The organism is Halopenitus salinus (genome assembly GCF_055397165.1).
In genome coordinates this window covers 1,379,413-1,403,793 of the sequence record NZ_AP043853.1, presented here as the reverse complement: position 1 = coordinate 1,403,793, position 24,381 = coordinate 1,379,413, and the positions used below count along the sequence as shown (strand labels likewise).

At 67.2% G+C, this 24,381-nt stretch carries 26 protein-coding genes; 17 read left to right on the top strand and 9 right to left on the bottom strand.

Translation table 11 applies throughout. The features are described 5' to 3' along the window. The first annotated feature begins 45 nt into the window (after positions 1–45). Both ACZ5YD_RS08865 and ACZ5YD_RS08860 read left to right on the top strand, forming a co-directional pair. Positions 46–1,242 carry a M20 family metallopeptidase gene (locus ACZ5YD_RS08865; protein ID WP_379742538.1) on the top strand — a complete coding sequence of 399 codons (1,197 nt, stop codon included), beginning with the start codon at positions 46–48 and terminating at the stop codon, positions 1,240–1,242. A gap of 103 nt (positions 1,243–1,345) precedes the next feature. Then, the gene (locus tag ACZ5YD_RS08860; protein WP_379742535.1) at positions 1,346–2,968 is read left to right on the top strand and encodes a carboxypeptidase M32; all 1,623 of its coding nucleotides are present in this window, start codon (positions 1,346–1,348) and stop codon (positions 2,966–2,968) included. 124 nt (positions 2,969–3,092) lie between these two features. Here ACZ5YD_RS08860 and ACZ5YD_RS08855 read toward each other — a convergent pair whose 3' ends face one another. Then, entirely contained in the window at positions 3,093–3,635 is a 543-nt protein-coding gene (locus ACZ5YD_RS08855) for a CDP-2,3-bis-(O-geranylgeranyl)-sn-glycerol synthase (protein WP_379742532.1), read from the bottom strand. 99 nt (positions 3,636–3,734) lie between these two features. On the opposite strand from ACZ5YD_RS08855, the gene ACZ5YD_RS08850 reads away from it, so the two are divergent. Together ACZ5YD_RS08850 and ACZ5YD_RS08845 are read left to right on the top strand one after the other, a co-directional pair. Then, positions 3,735–4,574 (top strand): proline dehydrogenase family protein, encoded by an 840-nt coding sequence (locus tag ACZ5YD_RS08850; RefSeq protein ID WP_379742529.1) that lies wholly within the window; start codon positions 3,735–3,737, stop codon positions 4,572–4,574. A gap of 106 nt (positions 4,575–4,680) precedes the next feature. Next, positions 4,681–5,436, top strand: coding sequence for a DUF502 domain-containing protein (locus tag ACZ5YD_RS08845; RefSeq protein ID WP_379742526.1), 756 nt, complete (start codon positions 4,681–4,683; stop codon positions 5,434–5,436). Positions 5,437–5,446: 10 nt separating this feature from the next. Here ACZ5YD_RS08845 and ACZ5YD_RS08840 read toward each other — a convergent pair whose 3' ends face one another. From ACZ5YD_RS08840 to ACZ5YD_RS08830, 3 genes are all read right to left on the bottom strand, one after another. Continuing rightward, entirely contained in the window at positions 5,447–6,376 is a 930-nt protein-coding gene (locus ACZ5YD_RS08840; protein ID WP_379742523.1) for a branched-chain amino acid transaminase, read from the bottom strand. A gap of 114 nt (positions 6,377–6,490) precedes the next feature. Further along, positions 6,491–7,168: a 3,4-dihydroxy-2-butanone-4-phosphate synthase gene (gene ribB / locus ACZ5YD_RS08835; protein ID WP_379742520.1), complete on the bottom strand. Its 678-nt coding sequence runs from the start codon at positions 7,166–7,168 to the stop codon at positions 6,491–6,493. Beyond that, complete coding sequence (locus tag ACZ5YD_RS08830) at positions 7,168–7,974, bottom strand: DUF120 domain-containing protein (protein WP_379742516.1); 807 nt, start codon at positions 7,972–7,974, stop codon at positions 7,168–7,170. Before ACZ5YD_RS08830 ends, ribB begins: the two co-directional genes overlap by 1 nt. A gap of 221 nt (positions 7,975–8,195) precedes the next feature. On the opposite strand from ACZ5YD_RS08830, the gene argS reads away from it, so the two are divergent. After that, positions 8,196–9,986, top strand: coding sequence for an arginine--tRNA ligase (gene argS, locus ACZ5YD_RS08825; RefSeq protein ID WP_379742513.1), 1,791 nt, complete (start codon positions 8,196–8,198; stop codon positions 9,984–9,986). 81 nt (positions 9,987–10,067) lie between these two features. On the opposite strand, the gene ACZ5YD_RS08820 is transcribed toward argS, so the two are convergent. Next, positions 10,068–11,516 carry a nucleotide-binding protein gene (locus ACZ5YD_RS08820; protein ID WP_379742510.1) on the bottom strand — a complete coding sequence of 483 codons (1,449 nt, stop codon included), beginning with the start codon at positions 11,514–11,516 and terminating at the stop codon, positions 10,068–10,070. A gap of 167 nt (positions 11,517–11,683) precedes the next feature. Here ACZ5YD_RS08820 and ahaH point away from each other — a divergent pair, with 167 nt between their 5' ends. The 10 genes from ahaH to ACZ5YD_RS08770 all read left to right on the top strand — a co-directional run bounded on the left by ahaH (position 11,684) and on the right by ACZ5YD_RS08770 (position 21,179). Next, a complete protein-coding gene (ahaH, locus tag ACZ5YD_RS08815) occupies positions 11,684–12,016 on the top strand; it encodes an ATP synthase archaeal subunit H (protein WP_379742507.1) in 333 nt (110 codons plus the stop codon). After that, positions 12,003–14,156 (top strand): V-type ATP synthase subunit I, encoded by a 2,154-nt coding sequence (locus ACZ5YD_RS08810; RefSeq protein WP_379742504.1) that lies wholly within the window; start codon positions 12,003–12,005, stop codon positions 14,154–14,156. Before ahaH ends, ACZ5YD_RS08810 begins: the two co-directional genes overlap by 14 nt. Before the next feature lie 257 nt (positions 14,157–14,413). After that, positions 14,414–14,671 (top strand): hypothetical protein, encoded by a 258-nt coding sequence (locus ACZ5YD_RS08805; RefSeq protein ID WP_379742501.1) that lies wholly within the window; start codon positions 14,414–14,416, stop codon positions 14,669–14,671. Positions 14,672–14,691: 20 nt separating this feature from the next. Continuing rightward, positions 14,692–15,270 (top strand): V-type ATP synthase subunit E, encoded by a 579-nt coding sequence (locus ACZ5YD_RS08800; RefSeq protein WP_379742498.1) that lies wholly within the window; start codon positions 14,692–14,694, stop codon positions 15,268–15,270. Then, positions 15,267–16,313 (top strand): V-type ATP synthase subunit C, encoded by a 1,047-nt coding sequence (locus tag ACZ5YD_RS08795; RefSeq protein ID WP_379742495.1) that lies wholly within the window; start codon positions 15,267–15,269, stop codon positions 16,311–16,313. Before ACZ5YD_RS08800 ends, ACZ5YD_RS08795 begins: the two co-directional genes overlap by 4 nt. After that, positions 16,310–16,639 (top strand): V-type ATP synthase subunit F, encoded by a 330-nt coding sequence (locus ACZ5YD_RS08790; RefSeq protein WP_379742492.1) that lies wholly within the window; start codon positions 16,310–16,312, stop codon positions 16,637–16,639. The genes ACZ5YD_RS08795 and ACZ5YD_RS08790 overlap by 4 nt, the downstream gene beginning before the upstream one ends. Position 16,640: 1 nt before the next feature. Next, positions 16,641–18,413 (top strand): ATP synthase subunit A, encoded by a 1,773-nt coding sequence (locus ACZ5YD_RS08785; RefSeq protein WP_379742489.1) that lies wholly within the window; start codon positions 16,641–16,643, stop codon positions 18,411–18,413. A 2-nt stretch (positions 18,414–18,415) separates the two neighbouring features. Beyond that, positions 18,416–19,840 (top strand): V-type ATP synthase subunit B, encoded by a 1,425-nt coding sequence (locus ACZ5YD_RS08780; protein WP_379742486.1) that lies wholly within the window; start codon positions 18,416–18,418, stop codon positions 19,838–19,840. 165 nt (positions 19,841–20,005) lie between these two features. Further along, positions 20,006–20,695, top strand: a complete 690-nt coding sequence (locus ACZ5YD_RS08775; RefSeq protein WP_379742483.1) for a V-type ATP synthase subunit D — start codon at positions 20,006–20,008, stop codon at positions 20,693–20,695. Positions 20,696–20,774: 79 nt separating this feature from the next. Continuing rightward, the gene (locus ACZ5YD_RS08770) at positions 20,775–21,179 is read left to right on the top strand and encodes a DUF6276 family protein (protein WP_379742481.1); all 405 of its coding nucleotides are present in this window, start codon (positions 20,775–20,777) and stop codon (positions 21,177–21,179) included. Positions 21,180–21,210: 31 nt separating this feature from the next. Here the strand turns inward: ACZ5YD_RS08770 and prf1 are convergent, their stop codons facing one another. The 4 genes from prf1 to ACZ5YD_RS08750 form a co-directional block, all read right to left on the bottom strand. Next, positions 21,211–22,461, bottom strand: a complete 1,251-nt coding sequence (prf1, locus tag ACZ5YD_RS08765) for a peptide chain release factor aRF-1 (RefSeq protein ID WP_379742478.1) — start codon at positions 22,459–22,461, stop codon at positions 21,211–21,213. Between the two features lie 102 nt (positions 22,462–22,563). Next, positions 22,564–22,908, bottom strand: coding sequence for a phosphoribosyl-ATP diphosphatase (hisE, locus tag ACZ5YD_RS08760; protein WP_379742475.1), 345 nt, complete (start codon positions 22,906–22,908; stop codon positions 22,564–22,566). Beyond that, on the bottom strand, positions 22,905–23,501 hold the full coding sequence (gene pdxT / locus ACZ5YD_RS08755) for a pyridoxal 5'-phosphate synthase glutaminase subunit PdxT (RefSeq protein ID WP_379742472.1): 597 nt from the start codon (positions 23,499–23,501) through the stop codon (positions 22,905–22,907). Before pdxT ends, hisE begins: the two co-directional genes overlap by 4 nt. A 103-nt stretch (positions 23,502–23,604) precedes the next feature. Continuing rightward, on the bottom strand, positions 23,605–23,766 hold the full coding sequence (locus ACZ5YD_RS08750; RefSeq protein ID WP_379742469.1) for a preprotein translocase subunit Sec61beta: 162 nt from the start codon (positions 23,764–23,766) through the stop codon (positions 23,605–23,607). A 134-nt stretch (positions 23,767–23,900) separates the two neighbouring features. On the opposite strand from ACZ5YD_RS08750, the gene ACZ5YD_RS08745 reads away from it, so the two are divergent. Continuing rightward, complete coding sequence (locus ACZ5YD_RS08745; protein WP_379742466.1) at positions 23,901–24,170, top strand: thioredoxin family protein; 270 nt, start codon at positions 23,901–23,903, stop codon at positions 24,168–24,170. 53 nt (positions 24,171–24,223) lie between these two features. Further along, positions 24,224–24,373, top strand: coding sequence for a 50S ribosomal protein L40e (locus ACZ5YD_RS08740; protein ID WP_379742463.1), 150 nt, complete (start codon positions 24,224–24,226; stop codon positions 24,371–24,373). Positions 24,374–24,381 lie beyond the last annotated feature (8 nt).

Genomic DNA, 24,381 nt, shown 5'->3' with positions numbered 1-24,381 from the left:
CATCGACCCTCGCGTTTTTACCGGAGGACGACGCCAGACGTCACCATGAGCGAGCGCGAACTCCGTGATCTCACGCGGCGGCTCGTCACGATCCCGAGCCACGAGGACGAGACCGCCGCGGGCGACGCGATCGAGTCGTGGCTCCGCTCCGAGACGGATGCCGCGGTCGAGCGCGACCCCGACGGCAACGTGATCGCTCGACGGAACCCTAGTGGGTCGACAGCCCTTGCCCTCGTCGGCCATCACGACGTCGTCCCTCCGGCGGACCGACAGCTCACCGACGACGGCGGGTACGTCCTCGAGGAGCGCGACGGCCGGCTCCACGGGCGGGGGACCGCGGACATGAAGGGTGCGGTCGCCGCCTGTCTGCTGGCGTTTCGGGACGCCGACCTCCCGCCCGATCTCGAGTTCGTGTTCGCCTCCTTCGTCGGCGAGGAGCAGGGCGGCATCGGCGCCAGGGCCGCGATCGACCGCGGGTTCGCTCCGGAGTTCGCCGTCGTCGCCGAGGGGTCGACCGGCTACTCGGCGCCCGACGATCGACCGTCGGCCACCGTCACGGACGTCGCGGTGGCCCACCGGGGTCGCCGGGGATCGACGATCGTCGCCTCCGGCGAGTCCGCACACGCCTCCGAGTCCGGCGCCGGAGTGAACGCCGTCTACCGCGCCTGCGACGCCGTGGACGTCGTTCGCGACCTCTCCGTCCCCGAGACCACGGTTCTCGGAACGCCCCTCTCCGGCTCGCTCGCGGTCACCGAGATCGAGGGCGGAACGGCGATGAACGTGGTTCCGGACCGCTGTACCGTCACCGTCGACGAGCGGACCGTCCCGGACGAGCGCGCCCGTCTCGAGCGCGTCGAGGCGATGGACGGCGTCGAGTGGACGGTCGACGGGGACCTCCCGCCGATGGCGTGCTCGAGCGAGCCCTTCGCCGATGCCGCGGTCGCCGCCGCCCGAGCGGCCCACGAGCGGGAAGCGACCTCCTCCGCCGGCGGTTCGACCGGTTCCTCCGACGTCGGCACGCCCGAACGCGTCACCAAACCACACGCGACCGACGCGGGCTGGCTGGCGGCCGCGGGGACCGCCTGCGTGGTCTGTGGTCCCGCCGAGCCCGGGGAGGCACACACGGACGATGAGAGCGTCTCGATCCCGGTCCTCGAACGGTGTCGACGGCTCTACCGCACGCTCGCCGAGCGCGAGTTCGCGGCGCACGTGCGTGACGGGCACGGCGGAGAACCCCCGTGATCCCCGGGTGCGCACTCCTCGGGGCCGCTCTCTCCAGGGCCGCGCTTCCCGGAGCCGTCGCCGGAGCCACGGCGTTCTTTAGCCTCGGCGTGGTACGTCGCGCATGGACACGGACCCGGCCACCCCGGCCGACTCGGACGAACGCCCCGACGATCCCGGCTCCGATCGGAGCCTCGAGGACGCCTACGACGCGCTGCTCGACCGCTGTCGCCGGTGGAACGCCGTCTCGAGCGCCTCCGGCGTGCTCTCGTGGGACCAACAGGTGATGATGCCCGAGGGCGGCACGCCCGCCCGGTCGAAACAGCTCTCCGCGCTCTCCTCGCTCGAGCACGACCTCCTCACCGCCGAGGAGACGGGTGACCTCCTTGAGGAGATCGACGAGCGGAGCGGTGACCACGCCGCCGACCGGAGCGACGATCGCGGCGAGACCCTCTCCGCGGAGCAGGCCGCGGTCGTCCGCGAGATCCGGCGACCGTACGAGCGCGCTGACGCGGTGCCGCGCGATCTCGTCGAGGAGATCTCGGAAGCCTCCTCGGAGGCGCTCTCCGTCTGGGAACGCGCGCGGGCCGACGACGACTTCGACGCCTTCGCGCCCCACCTCGAGCGTCTCGTCGAGCTCAAACGCGAGTACGCCGAACACGTCGATCCCGACCGGGATCCCTACGCCGTGCTCTTCGAGGCGTACGAGCCGTGTCTCCCGATCGAGCGGGCGGAGGCGATCCTCGAGGAGCTTCGCGGGACGCTCGTCCCGCTGATCGACGCCATTCGGGAGTCGGACGTCGACCTCGCGGTCGACACCTTCGAGGGGACCTTTCCGGAGGAACGCCAGGAGGACCTCGCGCGGGAGGCGCTCGATCTCCTCGGATACGACTTCGAACGAGGCCGCCTCGACGTCTCCGCACATCCCTTCACCGCGGGCAACCAGTTCGACTGCCGGATCACGACCCGGTTCGACGAGTCGGACCCGCTCTCCGCGGTCGGATCGACGATCCACGAGTTCGGTCACGCGCGGTACACCCACGGGCTTCCACGGGAGCACTTCGGGACGCCGCTCGGGGACTCCCGGGACCTCTCGGTCCACGAGTCCCAGTCGCGGCTCTTCGAGAATCACGTCGGCCGCAGTCGCGCCTTCTGGGAGCGGTTCCTGCCGACGTTCCGCGAGCACTTCCCGGACGCGTCGGACGCGACCGTCGAGGACGCCTACGAGGCGGTCAACCAGGTCCACCCGGACAACCGCATCCGCGTCGAGGCCGACGAGCTCACCTACCACCTGCACGTCCTCGTCCGCTTCGAGATCGAACGCGACCTCGTTCGGGGCGACCTCGACGTCGCGGACGTCCCCGAACGGTGGAACGAGGGCTACGAGGAGTACCTCGGCATCCGCCCCGAAAACGACGCCGAGGGCTGTCTCCAGGACGTCCACTGGAGCCACGGCAACTTCGGCTACTTCCCGACCTACTCGCTCGGATCCGTGATGGCCGCCCAGCTGTACGCGGCGGCCGAGGCCGAGATCGACGCCGGTGAGGGTCCGGATCTCGACGCGCGCGTCGCCGCCGGCGACTTCGAGGCCCTCCACGAGTGGCTCCACGAGAACGTCCACCGACACGGCGCACGCTACGAGACCGACGAACTCGTGCGCCGTGCGACCGGCGAGCCGCTCTCGGCGGCGGCGTTTACGGACTACGTCGAGTCGAAGTACGGCGAGCTGTACGACGTCTCGCCGTAGGGGAGAGGGATCGCCACGCCGTAGAGGAGAGGGATCGCCACGCCGTAGGAGCGAGGGATCGACCCGTCGGAATCGACGTCACCAGGGCTCGCCCTTCAGGTTCCCCACAGTTCGTTCCTCGAGTTCACCACGGCTCGTTCTTCGCGCCGATCGCGAACGCGATCACGTTCGTGACGACGTGCAATACCGGCGTGATCACGAGCACGACCGCGATGGCGGGAAGCGTGAACCACTCGCCGAACCAGCCGGGCGCGACGAGGCACGCGAAAAGCAGCGCGACGACGACGAAATCGAGCTGATCGAGCCCGGGAAACGACGCCCCGCGCTCGCGGCCCGACCGCCGTTTGAGGAACGACGCCGCGATGTCGCCACACATCGCGCCGAACGCGAGCGCGAACGCGGCGTGATAGGGGAAGGTCGGCAGCTCGACGCCGATCGCCGACGACGCGGGGCCGTTGATCGCGTTCAGCCCCACCGCGAGCAGGACGCCGGCGACGGTGCCCGCGGCGGTCCCCCGCCAGGTCTTGCCGTCGCCGAGCACCCGCTTTTCGTTCCACGTTCGCCCGCCGTCGATCGGCCGTCCGCCGCCGGCCAACACCGCGACGTTGTTCGGGACGTACGCCGGCAGCATGGCCCACAGGGCGGTCGCGACGAGTGATCCGACCATACCGGCCCGACGGGGGTGGCCGTGTTAGCTCCTGTGGTGTTGTCGTCCCTCGGGTTCGGGGACAACGCTGATGGCGTTCGCCCCCGGATACTCGATCGAATGATCCCGCCGATCGCGCGCCGATTCGTCGCCGGCGATACCTCGGCTTCCGCCCTCTCGCACGCTCGCGGCGTGAACGACGAGGGCATCTCCGTCATCCTCAACCGGCTCGGGGAGCACCATACGACTCCCGAGGACGTCGAATCCGACGCCGCCGCCTATCGCTCGCTCGCCGACGCCATCGACCGTCGGGGACTCGACGCGTGCCTGTCGATCAAGCCCACCCAGGTCGGCCTCGACCTCTCGGCGGACCGCTACGTCGAGACCCTCCGGTCCGTCGTCGAATACGCCAGCGACCGGGACGTCTTCGTGTGGTGTGACATGGAGGGGTCCGCGACGACCGACGACACCCTCGACGCCTTCCGGGAGATCGCGGCGGAATACCCCTGGTCGGTCGGCCAGTGTCTCCAGTCGAACCTGAAACGCACGCGAGCGGATCTGGAGGCCCTCCTCGCGGTCCCCGGTCGGATCCGGATCGTCAAGGGCGCCTACGACGAGCCGTCGTCGATCGCCTACGTCGACCGCGAGCGCGTCGACGAGGCGTATCGGCGGGACGTCGAGTTCCTCCTCTCGAACCGCGATCGCGGCGTCGCCGTGGGCACCCACGATCCGGCGATGATCGGGCTCGCGCGTCGGCTCGCGGACGAGCATGGAACCGACTACCAGATCCAGATGCTGATGGGCGTTCGCGAGGACGCCCAACGCGATCTCGCGGAGCAGGGCGTCGACGTCGCCCAGTACGCCCCCTACGGGACCCGATGGGCCGACTACTTCTGGCGCCGCGTTCGCGAACGTCGGGCAAACGCGACCTTCGCGATCCGGGCGATCCTGGGACGGTGAGGCTCCCGGCGGACCGGGCGCGGGACGCTCCGGACGAGCTGCGTCGTCCGCCCTCCCGGCGGGTCTGTAACCTTTTAAGCGCGGCCGCCGCATGTTCCCACATCGGATGTCAACGTGGAAACGCGACTTCGCGAGCGGGCTCATCGTTCTCGTCCCGCTCATCGTCCTGCTTCTCGTCGTCGGATGGATCTATCGCCACATCGTCGCGCTTCCGCTCATCGACACCCTGGAGCCCGAGTGGCTCGTGGCGCCCGCCCTCCCGCTTTACCGCGTGCTCATCGCCCTCGCGCTTTTCACCACGCTCGTCCTCGCGGTCGGCTACTTCATGCGGACCACCCTCGGCCGGTTTCTCGAGGCCAGACTCGACGACGCGATCAACCACCTGCCCGCGTTGCGGGTCGTCTACAACGCCTCGAAGCTCGCCGTCGAGACCGCCCTCTCGGGGACGGACGACCTACAGAAACCGGTCCACCTCGAGACCTGGCAGGGGATCCGGATGACCGCGTTCAAGACCGGCAAGAAGACCCGGGACGGCCGGCTCGTGTTGTTCATGCCGACGGCGCCGAACATCACCACGGGATTCGTCATCGAGGTCGAACCCGAACGCGTCACCGAGACGGGCGAGAGCGTCGAGGAGGCCATGACTCGGGTCCTCTCCGCCGGGTTCGCCGAATCGGCCCACCAGGTCCCCGTCGAGGAGGAGTCGATCGCCGACGCCGTCGATCGGGGAGACGCTCGTGGTGACGGTCGAGAGGACGCCCGCGGTGGGGATCAAGGGGACGCTCGTGGCGACGGTCAAGGGAGCGCTCGCGGTGGCGGCCGTGAGGACGCCGCTGACGGCGATCGCGCCAACACGGAGTGACCGATCGCGCCTAGAGATACGTGAACCAGTCGTCGTGCTCGTCGGTCTGGCGCTCGACGAGATCGAAGAACGCCTGCTGGAGCTCCTCGGTCACGGGGCCGCGAGTGCCGGCGCCGATCTCGGTGTCGTCGACCGACCGGATCGGCGTCACCTCGGCGGCCGACCCGGTGAAGAAGAGCTCGTCGGCGGTGTACAGCTGTCCCCGCGACAGCACGGCCTCGTCGTGGACCGTGTAGCCCCGCTCGCGCGCCAGCGTGATGACGGTGTCCCGGGTGATCCCCTCGAGGATCGACTGGGCGCGTCCGGTGGTGTAGATCTCGCCGTCCTCGACGAGGAAGACGTTCTCGCCGGGGCCCTCCGCGACGTTGCCCTCCTTGTTCAAGACGATCGCCTCCACGTAGCCGTTCCGGCGGGCCTCCTCGCCGGCCAGCATGGAGTTGACGTACAGCCCGGTCGTCTTCACGTTCGTCGGGATCTGCGAGGAGGCGTGTTTCCGCCAGGAGGAGACCATCACGTCGACGCCCTCGTTGAGCGCCTCCTCTCCGAGGTAGGTGCCCCACGGCCAGGCCGCGATCGCGACGTCCGTCGGACAGTCCTTCGGCGAGACGCCGAGCGAGTGATAGCCGTAGTAGGCGATCGGTCGAATGTAGCCGCTCTCGAGGTCCTGGCGCCGCAGGAGGTCCATGGTCGCCTCGGTCAACTCCTCGCGCGAGTGGTCGATGTCGAGATCGTACAGCTTCGCCGAGTCGAAGAGTCGATCGAGGTGTTCATCCCACCGGAAGATCGCCGGGCCGTTCTCCGTGTCGTAACACCGCACGCCCTCGAAGACGCCCGTCCCGTAGTGGAGCGCGTGGGTGAGGACGTGGGTCGTCGCGTCCTCCCAATCGACGAACTCGCCGTTCTTCCAGATGGTGTCGACGTCCATCTCCTCGAAGCTCATACCTCCCCGGTCGTCGCCGCCGGTCATAAATCAGGGGGAATTCGCGTCCGGACGCGACGGCCGCTTCGGCCCCTCCGGCTTCCGCTCGTGTGGGCCGCTTCGACCCCACCTGATTCACGCGAGCGCGTCCACCAACGTCTCGCCCTCCACGTACGGGATCCCCTGTCGCTCCGCGTACGCCCTCGCGTCGGCGGGCGAAAGCGCCGCGCCGCTCTCGTCGTCGAGCATCTCGCAGACGACGGCGGCCGGCGGCATGTCGGTCGCCTCGGCCAGCGCGAGCCCGAACTCCGTGTGGCCGGTCCGCTCGCGCAACCCCTCGGCGGCGCCCCGGAGAAGGTGGACGTGTCCGGGAGTGTGGAACTCGGCCGCGAAGTCCTCGGCGGTGTAGGCGTCGGGATCGCGGTCGACGGCCGCCGCCGCGTTGCCGAGTTCCGTGATCGTGCGCGCCCGGTCGACGTCCGTGATCCCCGTGAACGTCTCGTGGTGGTTCACCGGAAGCGAGAACGACGACCGGTCGTCGTATGCGGGGTCGTCGTCGATCGCGGGGTGATCGAGCGCGTCGGCGAGAAACGGCAGCTCGAACGCCTCGGCGACCCGGTGGCCGACCGCCACACAGACCAGCCCGCCGGCGTCGTTTCGCATCCGCGAGACGGCCGCCGGGGTGACCGCGGTCGCCGGATAGATCATGTCGGTCTCTCCCTCCCTGTCCGCGAAGTCGTGGACGCAGATCGGCCCCCCGGATCGGAAGGCCTCGAGCGCCGGCTCGACGTCCGCATCCGGATCCACGCGCATCAGCGATCGGCCTCCGGCGCCCGCTCGTCCGCGCGGCTCGTCGGCTCGACGCGGAGCCGGACCGTCTCGCCGTCGACCAGGTCCAGCTCGTCCCGCAGCTTCACGGGCGCGATCACCTCGAGTTGCGAGTCGTCGTGGTGGGTGCGATCCGGGACGATCACGTGTGCGCCGCCGTACTCGCGCTCGGCGGCGTCGTCGGCGTCAGCGTCGTTGGCGTCGGCGTCGTTGGCCTCGTCGCCGTCAGCGTTCGACTCGGTGATCACGGTGACGCCGTAACAGGTGGCCGCGCCGTAGGTGCGGTCCTCGTCCGCCCACTCGTCGATGTCGATCGCCTCGATCCCGACGAGTTCGCCGCGTCGTCGAACGCTGGCCTCCTCGAGTTCGACGTTGAGGGTTCCGGGGAAGGGCTCGTACCCGAGCCGGGTTCGGAACTGTTCCATGTATCCCTCGAGGGTGATGTAGTGTCGTCCCTCGCCCATCCCGCTCGTGACGACGCCCGCGAGCGTGAGGTCGCTCTCCTCCTCGAAGAGGCGCCGGTAGTCCGCGTACTCGCCGCGGAGCCGCGACTCCCCGGCCTCCGTAACTGAGACCCACTGGCCGTCGCCGACGACCTCGCGGTCGATCAGCCCGGCCTCCTCGAGCCGCTGGAGCCGCCTGGAGGCCGTCTGTGCCGACGCGTCGAGGTCCTCGCCGAGGGCCGCACACGACACCTTCGTCTCGTGCAGCCCGCCGGCGAGCGCGACCGCCTTGAGCGCCGCGAGCTCGTCGGGTCCCGTCCGCGCGTCCGGGGGCGCCGTCTCTGACATACACGACGGATTCGACCCGTTCGCGTAAAAGCATAACGAATACGGAATACGTCACGAAATCGTGACGGTGCGTATCGAGATCGGGATTCGGACCGTGATCGTGAACCGTCCGTGTTCGATCCACCGCCGCGCCCTACAAAGACGCGTCGGTCGCACGCCGGCCGACCCCACCGACGTGTCGCTTCGCAAGGGCCTTTTAGACGGCCCCTGAACGGGCGGGCATGTTCCGACAGTTCCGGTCGGAGGTCGAGACCGCGCTCGCCGACGCGCTGGCGAGCCTGGACCTCCCGACCGACGATCTCGGCGTCGAGGAGCCGCCCGAGGAGATGGACGCGACCCTGGCCTCCAGCGCGTCCTTCCGACTCGCGGGCGAGCTCGGTGCCGCTCCGCCCCAGGTGGCCGAGGAGCTCGCGGCCGCCGTCGAGGCGACGATCGACGACGGCGACTTCGAGTATCTGGCCGACGTCGCCGTCGCCGGCCCGTATCTCAACTTCGAGACGACGGACGCGTACCTGCACGACACCCTCGCTGCGGGAGTCGACGAGGAGTACGGCGCGCTCGAGGACCGCGACACGTCCGTGGTCGTCGAGCACACGAGCGCGAACCCGACCGGGCCGGTCCACGTCGGGCGCGCCCGGAACCCGATCGTCGGGGACGCGGTCGCGAACGTCCTCGAGCTGGCCGGCTACGACGTCGAGCGTCACTACTACGTCAACGACGCCGGCCGCCAGATGGCCGTGTTCACCTGGGCCTTCGAGACGTTCGACGAGGACGACCTCGAGGATCCTCCGGCTCGCGACCGCATCGAGTACGATCTCGTGCGGTACTACCGCAAGGGCAACAGCTACCTCGAGGAGGCCGACCCCGAGGACGTGGAGGCGGCCGAAGCCGAGATCCAGTCGATCCTCCAGGGGCTCGAGGCGGGCGACGAGGAGACCTACGAGCGCGTCGGGACCGTCGTCGACCAGGTCCTCTCGGGGATGAAGGAGTGTCTCGCGCGCCTGCCCGCCGACTTCGACGAGTTCGTCAAGGAGACGCGGTTCATGCGCGACGGATCGACCGACGAGATCGCTGAACGCCTCCGCGAAAGCGACCACGCCGTCTACGAGGAGGACGCCTGGCAGCTGGAGCTCGACGAGTGGGGGATCGACAAGAACCTCGTCTTCCTCCGCTCGGACGGCACCTCGCTTTATACGACCCGGGATCTGGCCCACCACGAGTGGAAGTTTGAGAACTACGACCGGGCGGTCACGGTCCTCGGCGAGGACCACAAGCTCCAGGCCAACCAGCTCAACGCGACCCTCGAGATCCTCGGAAACGACGTCTCCCGGCTCGAGAACGTCATCTACTCGTACGTCAACCTGCCCGAGGGCAAGATGTCGACGCGCCGCGGTACCGGCGTGATGCTCGACGACCTCCTTGACGAGGCGATCGACCGCGCCCGCGAGGAGGTCGAGACCCGCCTCGACGACCGCATCCGCGACGACGACCTCACCGAGGAGGACGTCGAACGCATCGCCCACCAGGTCGGCATCGGCGCCGTCCGATACGACGTCGTCTCGAAACAGCCCGCGAAGGCGATCACCTTCGAGTGGGACCGCGCGCTCGACTTCGAGGCCCAGTCCGCTCCGTACGTCCAGTACGTCCACGCGCGCTGTTGTGGCATCCTCGAGGAGGCGGACGCCGAGGGCGTTTCGGTTCCGTCACCGACGGGCGACGAGTCCTTCGACGCCGCCGCCCTCGAGACCGACGAGGCCCGAACCCTCCTCCGTGAGATCGCCCGATTCCCCGCCGTGATCGAGGAGTCCGCGAGCGACCTCAAACCCCACGTCGTCGCCACTTACACCCGCGAGCTCGCCGACGCCTACAACTCCTTTTACCGCGAGTGTCCCGTCCTCTCGGCCGAGACCGATGAGCTGCGCCACGCCCGGCTCGCGCTCGTTTGCGCCTCGAAGCACGCGGTCGCGAACGCGCTTTCGGTCCTCGGCGTCGAAGCGCCCGAGTCGATGTGACCGTCCGCTCCCTCCGTTAGGTCACCGACGCGCGAGCGGGATCGAACCGCAACAACACCGCCCTTCCGACACCCCCCGGCGTCACCGCCCCAACAGTCGGCTGAAGAACCCCTTACGCTCGTTCCCGTCGTCGGATTCGTCGTCTTCACCGCCGTCGGATTCGTCCCTCTCGGACGCCGTGTCCGTTTCGTCGCCGCCCCCGGTCGTCGTTTCCGTCTCGTCGTCCCCTTCCGTTCCGTCCTCCGGCTCCGCTTTCGGTTCGGTCCCCGTCGACTCGTCCTCCGCTCCGTCGTCGTCCTCCGCTCCGCCGTCGCTATCTTCCGATACATCCTCACTTTCGGATCCATCGTCATCCTCATCGACGCCGACTTCGTCGTCGGACTTCTCGTCCCCGCCGGCCGTCTGGAAGGGTACGCTTTCGACTTCCCCCGACCCGTCGTTCGGCATGTCGTCCATGTCGTCGGATTCGCCCGTGTCGTCCGAACCTTCGGTGCTCTCGTCGTTCTCGTCGTCGTTCGCCTCCTCGCTCCCGTCGGGCTCGGCCTCGTCGATCGGCGGTACGCCCGGGTCCGGATCGCCCGTCTCCTCGGCGCTCTCTCCCTCCTCCGCCCTGTCGCTCAGATCCCCGCTCGTCATCTCGACGTGGGCGGTCGATCCGTTCTCGGGATCGGCGGCCGGCGAGTCAGCTTCGGCCTCCGATCCGTCGTCTGCCGCTTTCGCTTCCGAGTCGTCGTCCTCCGCTTCCGCTTTTCCTTCGTCCCCCTCATCCTCCGTCGACCCCGGCTCTTCGTCCGCCTCCAGCACGTCGGGGTCCACCTCCGGAACATCCACCCCGGTCAGTTCGCTCGCGAGCGATCGATAGGCGCGGGTGGCGGGCGCGGTCGGGGCGAACGTCGAGAGCGGCTCGCCGGCCTCGACCGCGTCCGGAACGGCCGCGTCCTCGGGAATCCGTCCCAGGATGGGTTCGCCGATCAGCTCCGCGATCCTCCCGTCGTCCGACGGCGGGTCGTCGGGGTCGACTCGAGTGATCGCCGCGCCGGCGACCGTCCCGCCGAGACGTTCGGCCAGCTCGCCCGTCTTTCGCGTATCGCGCAGGGCCTCGGTCCCCGTCGTCGAGACGAGCAGCGTCTCGTCGGCGAGCCCGAGCGGCAGCGCGGAGTCGTGTGAGAGACCGGCGCCCGCGTCGATCAACAGGAAATCGGCGTCCTCGAAGGCCGCGATCACGTCCCGCAGGCCGGCGGGATCCGCCTCCGCGTAGGCGTCGAGATCCGTCTCGCCCGGCAGGACGGACAGGCCGTTCGGCCCCTCGTGGACTGCGTCCTCGGGCTCCGCCCGCCCGGCGAGAACGTCGTGGATCGTGGTCTCGCCGACGTCGATCCCGAGCGCGCCGGCGAGGTTCGCCATCCCGATGTCGGCGTCGACGGCGACGACGTCCTCGCCGGCGTCCGCCAGGTGGGTCGAAAGCGCCGCGGTCGTCGTCGTCTTCCCGACGCCCCCCTTTGCCGAAGCGATCGCATAGACCGTTGTCATACCTCGTTGGACCGCCAGCGACCACTTAAAGGTACGCGAGGATCGACCGATTTCGTCCTCGTGCTCCCTCGATCCGGCTCGTCGACGTCCGCGCCCGTCGTGGTCGTTCCGTCGACTTTCGCAAACACCTTATACGTCGCTGTGGGATTCTCCAACGATTAGTGAGTATGCCGAGACCAGAGGTGCTCGAACGAGTGACGGAGGCCGAACGCGAGGCGGACGACATCGTCGCCGAGGCGGAAGCCGACGCCGAGGAGACCCTCGCGGAGGCCCGAAAGCGGGCCGAGGAGATCCGCGCCACCGCCGAGGAGGAGGCCGCGGCGGAGGCGGAAGAGCGGCTCGAGTCCGCCCGCGAGGAGATCGAGTCCCGGCGCGAGGAGATCATCGCGGAGGGCCGCGCCGACCGCGAGGCGCTCGAGTCCGACGCACGGGATCGCATCGACGAGGCGGTCGAATACGCCATCGATCGGTTCGAGGAGGCGGTGAATGCTCAGGCCTGAGCGGATGAGCAAGGTGTCGGTGACGGGTTCGAAACGCGTCATCGACGAGGTCATCGAGACGGCCTACGAGCACCACTCGCTTCACGTCACCGACTACGAGGGCGACTTCCAGGGGTTCGACCCCGGCTCGTCCCTCGAGGGCGCGGAGGACGTCAACGAGCGGCTCGTCACCGTGCGTTCCCTCGAGAGCATCCTCGAGGTCGACGACGGCGACGCGGGACCGACGGGCGTTCTCGACGACGAGGAGCTCGAGGCCGAACTCGAGACCGTCCGCGAGCGCGTCAACGATCTCACCGACGAGCGCGACGATCTGCGCGACCGGATCCGCGAGATCGACGACGAGATCGACCGCATCGAACCGTTCGCCGACCTCGGGATCGAACTCGACCTCCTGCGCGGGTACGACTCCCTCGAGGTCGTCGTCGGCGAGGCCAAGGCCGACGCCGTCGAGGACGCGCTCGCGGAGGCCGCGGGCGTTCGCGAATACGAGGTCTTCTCCGGCAATGGCGTCGTCGCGGCCTTCGCGTATCCGGCCGATGACGCCGAGGAGGGCGTGTTACAGGACGCCCTCGTCGGAGTCGACATCGCCCTGCTCGAGGTGCCCGACGCCGACGCCAGCCCTGCGGAGTACGTAAGCGAGCTGGAGTCCGAACGCGCCGAGCTGGAGTCCGAACTCGAGACCGTCGAATCGGAGCTGGAGTCGGTCAAACAGGACGCCGCCGGGTTCCTGTTGCGTGCGGAAGAACAGCTCACCATCGAGGCCGAAAAGAAACAGGCACCGCTCTCGTTCGCGACGACGGAGAACGCCTTCGTCGCCGAGGGCTGGATCCCGACCTCGACGTACGACGAGTTCGCGGCCGCCATCGAGGAGACCGTCGGCGACCACGCCGACGTCGAGGAGCTCGAACGCGCGGAGTTCACCCCGAACGGCCACCACAACGCGGCCGTCGACGCCGAGGGCCACGAGGCCGCCACCGACGGCGGCCACGAGGCGAGCAACGAGACCCCGCCGGTCGTCCAGAACAACGGCGACGTGGCCGGCCCCTTCGAGCTGCTCGTCAAGAGCTTCGGCCGGCCGCAGTACTCGGAGTTCGACCCGACGCTCCTCGTCTTCCTCACCTTCCCGCTCATGTTCGGCTTCATGATCGGGGACGTCGGGTACGGGATCCTGTACGTCGGCATTGGAGCGTTTATGTACCGCCGATTCGATGATACGCTTCGCGAACTCGGCGCAATCGCGATTTGGTCTGGACTCTTCACGGTTCTGTTCGGGCTCTACTACGGGATCGACGTGTTCGGTTACCACGGGTACCAGCTGTTCTTCGAACACTGGCCGGTCGCGAAGGGGCTGAGCCCCGGCGATTCCCACTGGGCGCTGGCGTACTTGGTGCTGTCTGTGCTGTTCGGAATCGTGCACCTCAACGTCGGCTACGTGCTCTCGTTTGTGAAGAACTTCCAGATCCACGACCTGAAGCACGCGCTCTACGAGAGCGGCTCGTGGCTGCTGCTGCTCAATGGGACCTGGCTGTGGATCTTCAGCCAGCACGTTCAGGGGCCGAAGCCGGGGTTCCTCTTCGATTCCGTGGGAGTGCTGACGCTGGGGATGGTGTCGTTCTCCGGGCTCCCGGTTGCCGTTGGATACCTCGGGATCGCGCTTGCCGTCCTCGGCTTCCTCCTGCTCGCGATCGGCCAACCGACTGAGATCGCTGAGGTTCTCGAACCCCTCGTCAACGTCGTCTCGTACGCCCGGATTATGGCCGTCCTGCTCGCGAAGGCCGGGATGGCGCTCGCGGTGAATCTGCTTGCGTTCGGCGCGTATATGGACAACGACGGGTACTTCCACTTCATCTTCACGCCGGAGTACCTCGCGTATGTCCAATCGAACCCCGAGTCGTACGACATCATCTTCGCAGGAATGACGACCGCGTTCGAGCCGAGTGCGATCGGCGTGGTCGCACTGATCGCCGGAGTCCTCATCGCGGTCGTGGGCCATATCGTAGTTCTGTTGCTCGGAATCACGTCCGCTGGCATCCAGAGCGTTCGTCTCGAGTACGTCGAGTTCTTTGGTAAGTTCTACAATGGCGGCGGCGAAGCGTACTCTCCGTTCGGCTACGATCGGGAGTACACGGCGAACGAATAACCGATCGCTGCCGTCCGTTTGGAGCTTCTCTGCATCGTTTTTGAGTGCTCTTCCGTCCGTCTCTTCGGCTATTTCCTTGATCTGTCTGACCCGGATCGCTACCGGTGTCCCGATTGAACTGGTGGGTGTGTGTAACCCTCACAACCGTCGCTTTGAGGGTTTCTCGCGGTCGTTTTCCTCGTTCGTTTTGGGAAGTTTTATGTCTCCAGTAGGGAGAACACCAACTGTTCGGAGACGAGCAACCGCAACTACTACCAATGTTTGAAGCTACCAGCGAACTCGGGAACGTCGTACTGCAGGAAGGTCAGGGCACGCTCACGAACCCGGCGGCCGCCGCCGCGCTCGCGGTCGGGCTCGCGGCGCTCGGTGCGGGCTATGCGGAACGCGGTATCGGTTCCGCCGCCGTCGGCGCGATGGCTGAGGACGAAGACCTGTTCGTTAACGGTCTCATTCTGACGGTGCTGCCTGAGACCATCGTTATCCTCGCACTGGTCGTCGTCTTCCTGTTCCTGTAACAACGACTTCCCCTTTTACAATGAGTCTGGACACCGTCGTTGAGGACATACGAGACGAGGCCCGCGCGCGTGCGGAGGAGATCCGTGAAAACGCCGAGGCCGAGGCCGAGGAGATCGTCTCCGAGGCGGAGGCCGACGCCGAGCGCATCCGCGAACAGCGGCTCGAGGAGGCCGAACGCGAGATCGAACGGGAGCGCGAACAGGCGCTCTCGTCCGCCAAGCTCGAGGCCAAACAGGAGCGACTCGCCGCTCGCCGCGACGTCCTCGAGGACGTTCGCGACCGCGTCGAGGAGTCGATCGCCTCCCTCGAGGAGGACCGACGCCGCGATCTGACCGAGACGCTTCTGGATGCGACCCTCGCGGAGTTCGACGACGGGGAGGACGTGGTCGTCTCGACCCGGTCGGCCGATGCCGACCTCCTCGCCGATCTGGTCGCTGACCGCGACGCCGAGGTCGGCGAGGACGTCGACTGTCTCGGCGGGGTCGTCGGCGAGAGCGAGACCTCCCGCGTTCGCGTGAACAACACCTTCGACTCCGTCCTGGAGACCGTCTGGGACGACGAGTTGAAGAACCTCTCGGAGCGACTGTTCGACCAATGAGTGCCGTCGGCAGCTCGAACCCGGAGTACGTCGTGGCGAGGGTTCGCGCCCGCCGCGGCATGCTGTACAGCGACGAGGAGTACCGCAAGCTCACCCGGATGGGCCCGGCGGAGATCGCCCGCTTCATGGAGGAGTCGACCTACGAGGCGGAGATCAACGCGCTCGGCAGCCGCCACGGCGGCGTCGACCTGATCGAGTACGCGTTGAACCGGAACCTCGCCAAGCAATTCGAGGAGATCCTCGAGTGGAGCGAAGGGCGTCTCTACGAGCTCATCGCCCGCTACCTCCGGAAGTTCGACGCCTGGAACGTCAAGACCGTGATCCGCGGCATCTACGCCGGCGCCGAGACCGAGGCGGTCGAGGTCGACCTCATCCGCGCGGGCGAGTTCGACGACCGTCGGATCCGGCGGCTCCTCGAAGCGGAATCGATCGAGGGCGTCGTGGAGGTCCTCGAGGACACCATCTACGGCCCGGCCCTCGAGGACGCCTACGCCGACTACGAGGAGTCCGACGTGCTCGTGCCCCTCGAGAACGCGGTCGACCGGGCGTTCTACGAGCGCCTGCTCGCCGATCTCGGTCGGGACGAGCCGACCCGCCAGTACGAGTCCTTCTTGACTGCCGAGATCGACCTCCGAAACGCCCGGAACGCGCTCCGGCTCGCGCGTTCTGGCGCCGACCTCGATCCGGCGGAGTACTTCATCGAGGGGGGCGACCTCTTCGATCGCGACACGCTGGCGCGGCTCGCCCGCGACCTCGACGAGCTCGTCGAGTACGTCGCCGAGAGTCAGTACGGCGACGACCTCGGACCCGCGCTTCGCGAGCTCGAGGAGGCCGACAGCCTCATCGCGTTCGAACACGCCACCGACGCGGCGCTTCTGGCCTACGGCGACCAGCTGGGGACGATCCACCCCGTCTCGGTCACGCCGGTCATCTCCTACATCCTCGCCAAGGAGCGCGAGGTGGAGAACATCCGCGCGATCGCTCGCGGGAAGGAGGCCGGGTTGAGCGACGCGGACATCGAGGAGGAGCTGGTGATAACATGAGCCAGGAGATCGCCGTCATCGGCAGTCCGGACTTCACGACCGGATTCCGGCTGGCCGGCGTCAGGGCCTTCGAGAACGTGCCGGACGACGAGAAGGACGAGGCGCTCGACGACGCCGTCGAGCGGACCCTCGAGGACGAGAGCGTCGGCATCATCGTGATGCACGAGGAGGACCTCTCGCACCTCTCGCGTCCCGTTCGCGAGCGCGTCGAGGGAAGCATCGAGCCCGTCCTCGTGACGCTCGGCGCATCGGGCGCCGGAAGCGGCGGGCTGCGCGATCAGATCAAACGAGCCATCGGGATCGACCTGATGGAGGAGGACGATTAACATGAGCAAAGCAGACACAACGGAGACCACCGAACACGGTGTCATCCAGAGCGTGAGCGGTCCGGTCGTGAGCGCCCGAGACCTCGATGCCCGCATGAACGACGTCGTCTACGTGGGCGAGGAAGGCCTCATGGGCGAGGTCATCGAGATCGAGGGTAACATCACGACCATTCAGGTGTACGAGGAGACCTCCGGGGTCGGCCCCGGCGAGCCCGTCGAGAACACGGGCGAGCCGCTGTCGGTCGACCTGGGTCCGGGAATGCTGGACGCCATCTACGACGGCGTCCAGCGTCCCCTGGACGTCCTGGAGGGCAAGATGGGCAGTCCGTACCTCGATCGCGGGGTCGACGCGCCCGGCATCGACCTCGAGGAGACGTGGGAGTTCGAACCCGCCGTCGACGAGGGCGACGAGGTCGGCCGCGGCGACGTCGTCGGAGTCGTCGAGGAGACGGTCACCATCGACCACAAGGTCATGGTGCCGCCGGACGCCCTCGAGGAGGGCGAGACCGCGGAGGTCGTCTCCATCGAGGCCGGCTCCTTCGACGTGACCGAGACCGTCGCCGAGCTCGACAACGGCGTCGAGGTCACGATGCGACAGGAGTGGCCGGTCCGCGAGGCGCGGCCCACCGTCGAGAAGCGCACGCCCCGACAGCCGCTCGTTTCGGGCCAGCGCATCCTCGACGGACTCTTCCCGATCGCGAAGGGCGGGACGGCCGCCATTCCGGGTCCGTTCGGGTCCGGCAAGACGGTCACCCAACACCAGCTCGCGAAGTACGCCGACGCCGACATCATCGTCTACGTCGGCTGCGGCGAGCGCGGCAACGAGATGACCGAGGTCATCGAGGACTTCCCGGAGCTCGAGGACCCGGCCAACGGCAACCCGCTCATGGCCCGGACCTCGCTCATCGCCAACACCTCGAACATGCCGGTCGCGGCGCGTGAGTCCTGCATATACACGGGGATCACCATCGCCGAGTACTACCGGGACATGGGCTACGACGTCGCGTTGATGGCCGACTCCACCTCGCGGTGGGCCGAGGCCATGCGCGAGATCTCCTCGCGGCTCGAGGAGATGCCCGGCGAGGAGGGGTACCCCGCGTACCTCGCCGCCCGGCTCGCGCAGTTCTACGAGCGCGCCGGCTACTTCGAGAACGTCAACGGGACCGAGGGCTCCGTCTCCGCGATCGGCGCGGTCAGCCCCCCCGGCGGCGACTTCTCCGAGCCGGTCACCCAGAACACGCTTCGCATCGTCAAGACGTTCTGGGCGCTCGATGCGGACCTGGCGGAGCGCCGCCACTTCCCGTCGATCAACTGGAACGAGTCCTACTCGCTGTACAAAGACCAGCTCGACCCCTGGTTCCAGGAGAACGTCTCGGAGGACTGGCCCGAAAAGCGCCAGTGGGCCGTCGACGTCCTCGACGAGGAGACCGAGCTGCAGGAGATCGTCCAGCTCGTCGGCAAGGACGCGCTGCCGGACGACCAGCAGCTCACCCTGGAGGTCGCACGCTACCTGCGTGAGGCCTACCTCCAGCAGAACGCGTTCCACCCGGTCGACACCTACTGTCCGCCGGAGAAGACCTACCTCATGTTGACGACCATCGAGACGTTCAACGACGAGGCGTTCTCCGCGCTGGAGGCCGGCGTCCCGGTCGAGGAGATCATCGACATCGAGTCCGCTCCCCGAATCAACCGGATCGGCGTCCAGGAGGACTACGAGGAGTACGTCGAGGAGCTCAAAGCCGACATCGCCGAGGAACTCCGGAGTCTCTACTAACCATGAAAGAATACCAAACGATCACCGAGATCAGCGGCCCGCTCGTGTACGCCGAGGTCGACGAGGCGATCGGATACGACGAGATCGTCGAGATCGAGACGGCACAGGGGGAGACGCTGCGCGGTCAGGTGCTCGAATCCTCGGAGGGCCTCGTGGCCATCCAGGTGTTCGAGGGCACCTCCGGCATCGACCAGGACGCGTCGGTTCGCTTCCTCGGCGAGACCATGAAGATGCCCGTCACCGAGGACCTCCTCGGTCGGGTGCTCGACGGCTCCGGTCGGCCGATCGACGGCGGCCCGGAGATCGTCCCCGAGGAGCGACAGGACATCGTCGGCGCGGCGATCAATCCCTACTCCCGGGAGTACCCCGAGGAGTTCATCGAGACGGGCGTCTCCGCCATCGACGGCATGAACACGCTCGTTCGCGGACAGAAGCTTCCCATCTTCTCGAGTTCGGGCCAGCCCCACAGCGAGCTCGCGATGCAGATCGCCCGCCAGGCGAGCGTGCCCGAGGAGGAGGAGGACGGCGACGACGACGAGGGCTCGGAGTTCGCCGTCATCTTCGGCGCGATGGGCATCACCCAGGAGGAGGCCAACGAGTTCATGCAGGACTTCGAGCGTACCGGCGCACTCGAGCGTTCGGTCGTCTTCATGAACCTCGCGGACGACCCCGCCGTCGAGCGGACGGTCACGCCGCGGATGGTGCTCACCACCGCCGAGTACCTCGCCTTCGAGAAGGACTACCACGTCCTCGTCATCCTCACGGACATGACGAACTACTGTGAGGCGCTCCGCGAGATCGGCGCCGCCCGCGAGGAGGTTCCGGGGCGACGTGGCTATCCCGGATACATGTACACCGACCTGGCACAGCTCTACGAGCGTGCCGGCCGGATCGAGGGGCGTGAGGGTTCGGTCACGCAGATCCCGATCCTCACGATGCCGGGCGACGACGACACCCACCCGATCCCGGATCTGACCGGCTACATCACCGAGGGCCAGATCTACGTCGACCCCGACCTCAACAGTCAGGGCCTGCAACCCCCGGTGAACGTCCTGCCCAGCCTCTCGCGGCTGATGGACGACGGCATCGGCGAGGGCCTCACCCGCGAGGACCACGGCGACGTCTCCGACCAGATGTACGCGGCATACGCGGAGGGCGAGGACCTGCGCGACCTCGTGAACATCGTCGGTCGCGAGGCGCTCTCCGACCGCGACAACAAGTACCTTGACTTCGCGGACGCCTTCGAGACGGAGTTCGTCGACCAGGGCTTCGAGACGAACCGCGATCTCGAGGACACCCTGGAGATCGGCTGGGACCTCCTCTCGATGCTGCCGAAGGACGAACTCAACCGCGTCGACGAGGAGTTCATCGAGGAGTACTACCGCGAGGACGACTCCGAGCGGAAGATCGTCGAGGCGGCCGACTGACGCCGATCGCTTCGTTTCGATTCCACCTTCGGATTCGACCGTTCTCGGCTCGTTTTCGCGTTCCACCAGTCTGCGGTTCGTGTCTCCGTCCGCATCGCTCGGACCCCCGACACGAGCCAAACAGACAACTATTAACCTCCTAGGGGAGCAACGTTCGCCCAAGAGATGGCCAAGGACGTCAAACCCACTCGGAAGAACCTGATGGCGATCGAGGATCGCATCGAGCTCTCCGAGCGGGGACACGACACCCTCGAGCAGAAGCGCGACGGCCTCATCATGGAGTTCATGGACATCCTCGACCAGGCCCAGGACGTCCGCTCGGACCTGTCGGACGACTACGAAACCGCCCAACGCAAGATCGACATGGCCCGCGCGATGGAGGGCGACGTCGCGGTCCGCGGCGCGGCCGCGGCGCTCAAGGAACACCCGGAGATCACGACGCGATCGAAGAACATCATGGGCGTCGTGGTCCCCCAGATCGAGTCCTCGAAGGTGAAGAAGTCGCTCGACGAGCGCGGGTACGGTCTGCTCGGCTCCTCCGCGCGGATCGACGAGGCGGCCGACGCCTACGAGGAGCTGTTGGAGACGATCATCCTCGCCGCGGAGGTCGAGACGGCGATGAAGAAGATGCTCGAGGAGATCGAGACCACCAAACGCCGCGTCAACGCTCTCGAGTTCACGCTGCTCCCGCAGCTGTACGAGAACCAGGAGTACATCGAACAGAAGCTCGAGGAGCAGGAACGCGAAGAGATCTTCCGGCTCAAGAAGATCAAAGCGAAGAAGGAAAAAGAGGAGGAGGCGGAAGCCGAGGCCAAAGCCGACTCCGAGACGTCCGAAGCCGTCTCCGCGGACTGACGCTCCGGCTCCGGGTCGTTCGAGTCGGTCCCGCTACACGATCGCGGTCCTTTATCCCACATCGTATCCACTCGCCGACATGGACTGTCCCGACTGTGACGGCGAGACGCTCGCGGTTCGCGTGCCTCCCGAGCTGCGCGAGTTCGTCGATCCGGCCCCCGAAACGGTCGTCGCGGTCTGTCCCGGCTGCCTGTGTGTTCGCCCGTCCGCTGGCGACGTGGCGGACGTGAACCACGACCCGACCGCCGATCCCTCCGCGGTGAACGACGCGATCCCGGACGGGAACGGCGGCGTCGCGTTCCTGTTGGCCTGTGGCAAGCTCGATTCGCTCGCGGTCAACCGTCCGGCGGTCGTCGAGCTGATGGAGTACGCCGAACGCGAGGGCGTCGACGTCCTGCTCGCTCTCGATCGACTCGGAGACGAACTCGAGGATCCCCACTTCGACGTCGACCGCCGCGCTCGCCAACTCGCGCAGTATCTCTGAGACGTACAGACCTTCCGAGACGTGTGCGGCCTCAGACGCCGGTCGAGTACCGCAGAATGCCGCCGATTCCGCCGAAGGCGTCCTGGAACTGCTCGCCCTTCTCGAAGTCCGTGGAGATGAACTTCGTCTCGGTCCCGCGCTGGTCCGCGATCTCCATCAGGTGTTCGATCACGTCCTCGCGTTCCCGCATCTCCGCGTCCTCGCCGCACTCCGAACACTCGTGGTCGGGCGTCGAGTGACGGCTGTCGACGACCTCGTACTCCTCGTGGCCGTTCGGACACTCGTAGATCACGACGTCCGACCGCAGATCCTCGGAGAGCAGCAGCCGGTCGACCGATCCCATCACGAGGTTCCGGCGGGTCGGTTCGAACCCGTAGGTCGCCTGCTCGCCGGTGTGGAGGTTCTCGAAGAACTCCTCCATCTGGTTTTTGTCGTCGACGATCGCCTGATCGGAGAGTGCCTCCTGGCCGGCGTCGACGAGGTCGTAGAGTCCCGACTCGTCGGTATAGGAGACGTCGAACTTGCCGAGGACCTTGTCCTGCAGCTCGTGGTGGAGGTAATCGCCGTCGAGGAACTCGTCCTTCGTCGGCGAGGGGCCCCCCACGAGGATCCCGTCGAGCTCGTGGCGCTTGGGAACGAACAGGTCGTTGGCCATCTCCGCGACCTCCTGGTAGAAGTTGTCGATCGCCTCGAGTCGAAGCCGGGCGAACCGCTGGGCGGACTGTCCGCCCTTGCGCTGTTTGCCCGGGACGAGCGAGGAGGCGGACTTGACGGGCTCGACGCGTTTGCCCTTCAGCCACCCGACGTTGGCCTCGCGGCGATCGAGGACGATGAGCCCGAAGAGGCCCTTGTCCGCGAGCATGTGCTCTAACGGCTCGGTCAGGAAGTCCGAATCGCAGTGGTAGCGGAACGACTCGACGGGGTCCGGCGGCGACTCGAGGGTCTTCGTCACCATCTCCGTCCGTCCGCCGCCCGAATCGACCGCACCCGAGAAGATGACCATCCCGTTCTCCGGCGGGAAGGTGTCGTAATACCGGAGGCGGTCCTTGATGCTCGTCAGCGCGTCCTGGACGTTTGTCCGCGTCTGTTTGGACTTTATGTTCGCCGCCTCGCTGTGCTCCTGGGTGACGTGTGCCACCACGTCGGCGACCTGTTTGTCCTCGGGGATGTAGATCGTGACGAGCTGGGTTCCGGAGCCCTCGTACTCCTGGAGTTCCTCTATCACCTTCCGGAACTCGTATTTGCGACGGTCGTCGTTCGTTTCTTCCGTCTCGGTACTCATTACGGAACACTCGCCGCGCTGGGGGTAAGTATGCTTTGACCTACGGGTTCCTCGTGGTTGGACCGGCCCGTCCGTCCCCGAGCCCGTGGTTCCTGCGGCCCGCTAGCCGAACCGCGACTCGAGTTCCTCGCGGAGGTCCTCGAGATCGAGGTCCTTCATCGCCAACAACACGAGCAGGTGGTAGACGAGGTCGCCGCTTTCATACAGCAGCTCCTCGTCGTCGTCGTCCTTCGCGGCGAGGATCGCCTCCGTCGTCTCCTCGCCGATCTTCTCTAAGACGGCGTTTTCACCCTTCTCGTGGGTGAAAAGCGACGCCGTGTAGGATCCCTCCGGCAGCTCCCGCTTTCGATCCTCGATCGTCTCGAACAGCTCGTCGAGAACGTCCGGATCGGCGTCCCTTGCCGCTTCGGCCTCGCTCGTCGGTCGTTCCGTCGGTTCGTCCGTCATCGTGCCTCCACCTCCCGTTCGGGCGCGAACGCGAGCTCGTGGATCCGCGGATCGTCGGTGAGTTCCGGGTGGAACGCGCTTCCCACGACCGGTCCGTCGCGAACGCAGACGGGTCGTCCGTCCCAACTGGCCAGCACCTCGACGCTCTCGCCCACCTCGTCGATCGCCGGTGCCCGAATGAACACCGCGGGGAACGGGTCCTCGAGCCCCTCGACGTCGAGCGGGGCCTCGAAGGAGTCGCGCTGGCGGCCGAACGCGTTCCGATCGACGCTGACGTCGATCGCCGAAAGCGTGTCCACGCGGTCGTCCTTGGCGTCCCGCGAACACACGATCAGCCCCGCACACGTCGCGAGAACCGGCTTGTTCGCGGCGACGTGTGATCGGATCTCCCCTGCGATGCCCTCCCGGTGGAGGAGCCCGGAGATCGTCGTCGACTCCCCGCCGGGGACCAACAACACGTCACACTCCGGGACGATTCCCGACTCGCGGATCTCCACGACCGTCGTCTCCTCGCCGCGTCGCGCGCCGACGCGCCGGATCGCGTCGGCGTGCTCGGAGACGTCCCCCTGAACGGCGATCACGCCTGCCTTCATGCCCGTAGCTGGGGGTGCAGTCCGGAAAAAGTGCGCGTTCTTCGGGACGCGCGCCGATCCGTCGCGGCGTGCGCGCTCTTCGGTTCCCTCGGACGTCCCGTCCTCACACGGTGAGCGAGATGATCTGGACGAACACGCCGAAGAGCACCGCGAACGCGATGACCGTCTTCGGGTCGATCAGGATCGCGTTTCGGTCCTCGGAGTCGAAGTACCGAACGAGCCCCGCGCTGGACATCAGCCCGCCGGAGTTCTGTCCGCTGCTCATGGTTCCACTCGCCGGTCCACTCGCCTAAACGTTTCGACTGGCGATCTTCCGTCGGTAATCCCGAGCCGATCGTCGGCGACGTCGGCCGCGTCGGTAACTCTTATCCGCTCGCCGCGACAACCGAGCGTAGAGCAATGACCGTTCGACTCCTCGATTTCCACGCCGACTGGTGTGGCCCGTGTAAGACCCAGGACCCGATCCTCGACGAGCTCAAGGAGGAATTGGGCGACGCCTTCGAGCTGGAGAAGATCGACGTCGACGAACAGCAGGACGTCGCCAACCAGTATCAGGTGCGCTCGCTTCCCACCCTCATCGTCGAGTCCGACGACGGGGTCGTCGACCGGTTCGTCGGCGTCACACAAAAGGAGGACATCCAGGCCGCCATCGAGCAGGCCGGCGCCTGATCCGCGCGCGTTCGTCTCGCAAGCTTTTACAGCACGCCGGCTCTGGTGTCGGTATGGCCAAGTTCGACGCCGCCGAGGACCGACTTCTCGAGAAGATGGTGTGCATGCGCTGTAACGCCCGCAACTCCGAGCGTGCCGAGCGATGCCGCAAGTGCGGCTACGGGAACCTCCGCCCGAAGGCGAAGGAACGCCGCGCGGCGTAGATCGTCGG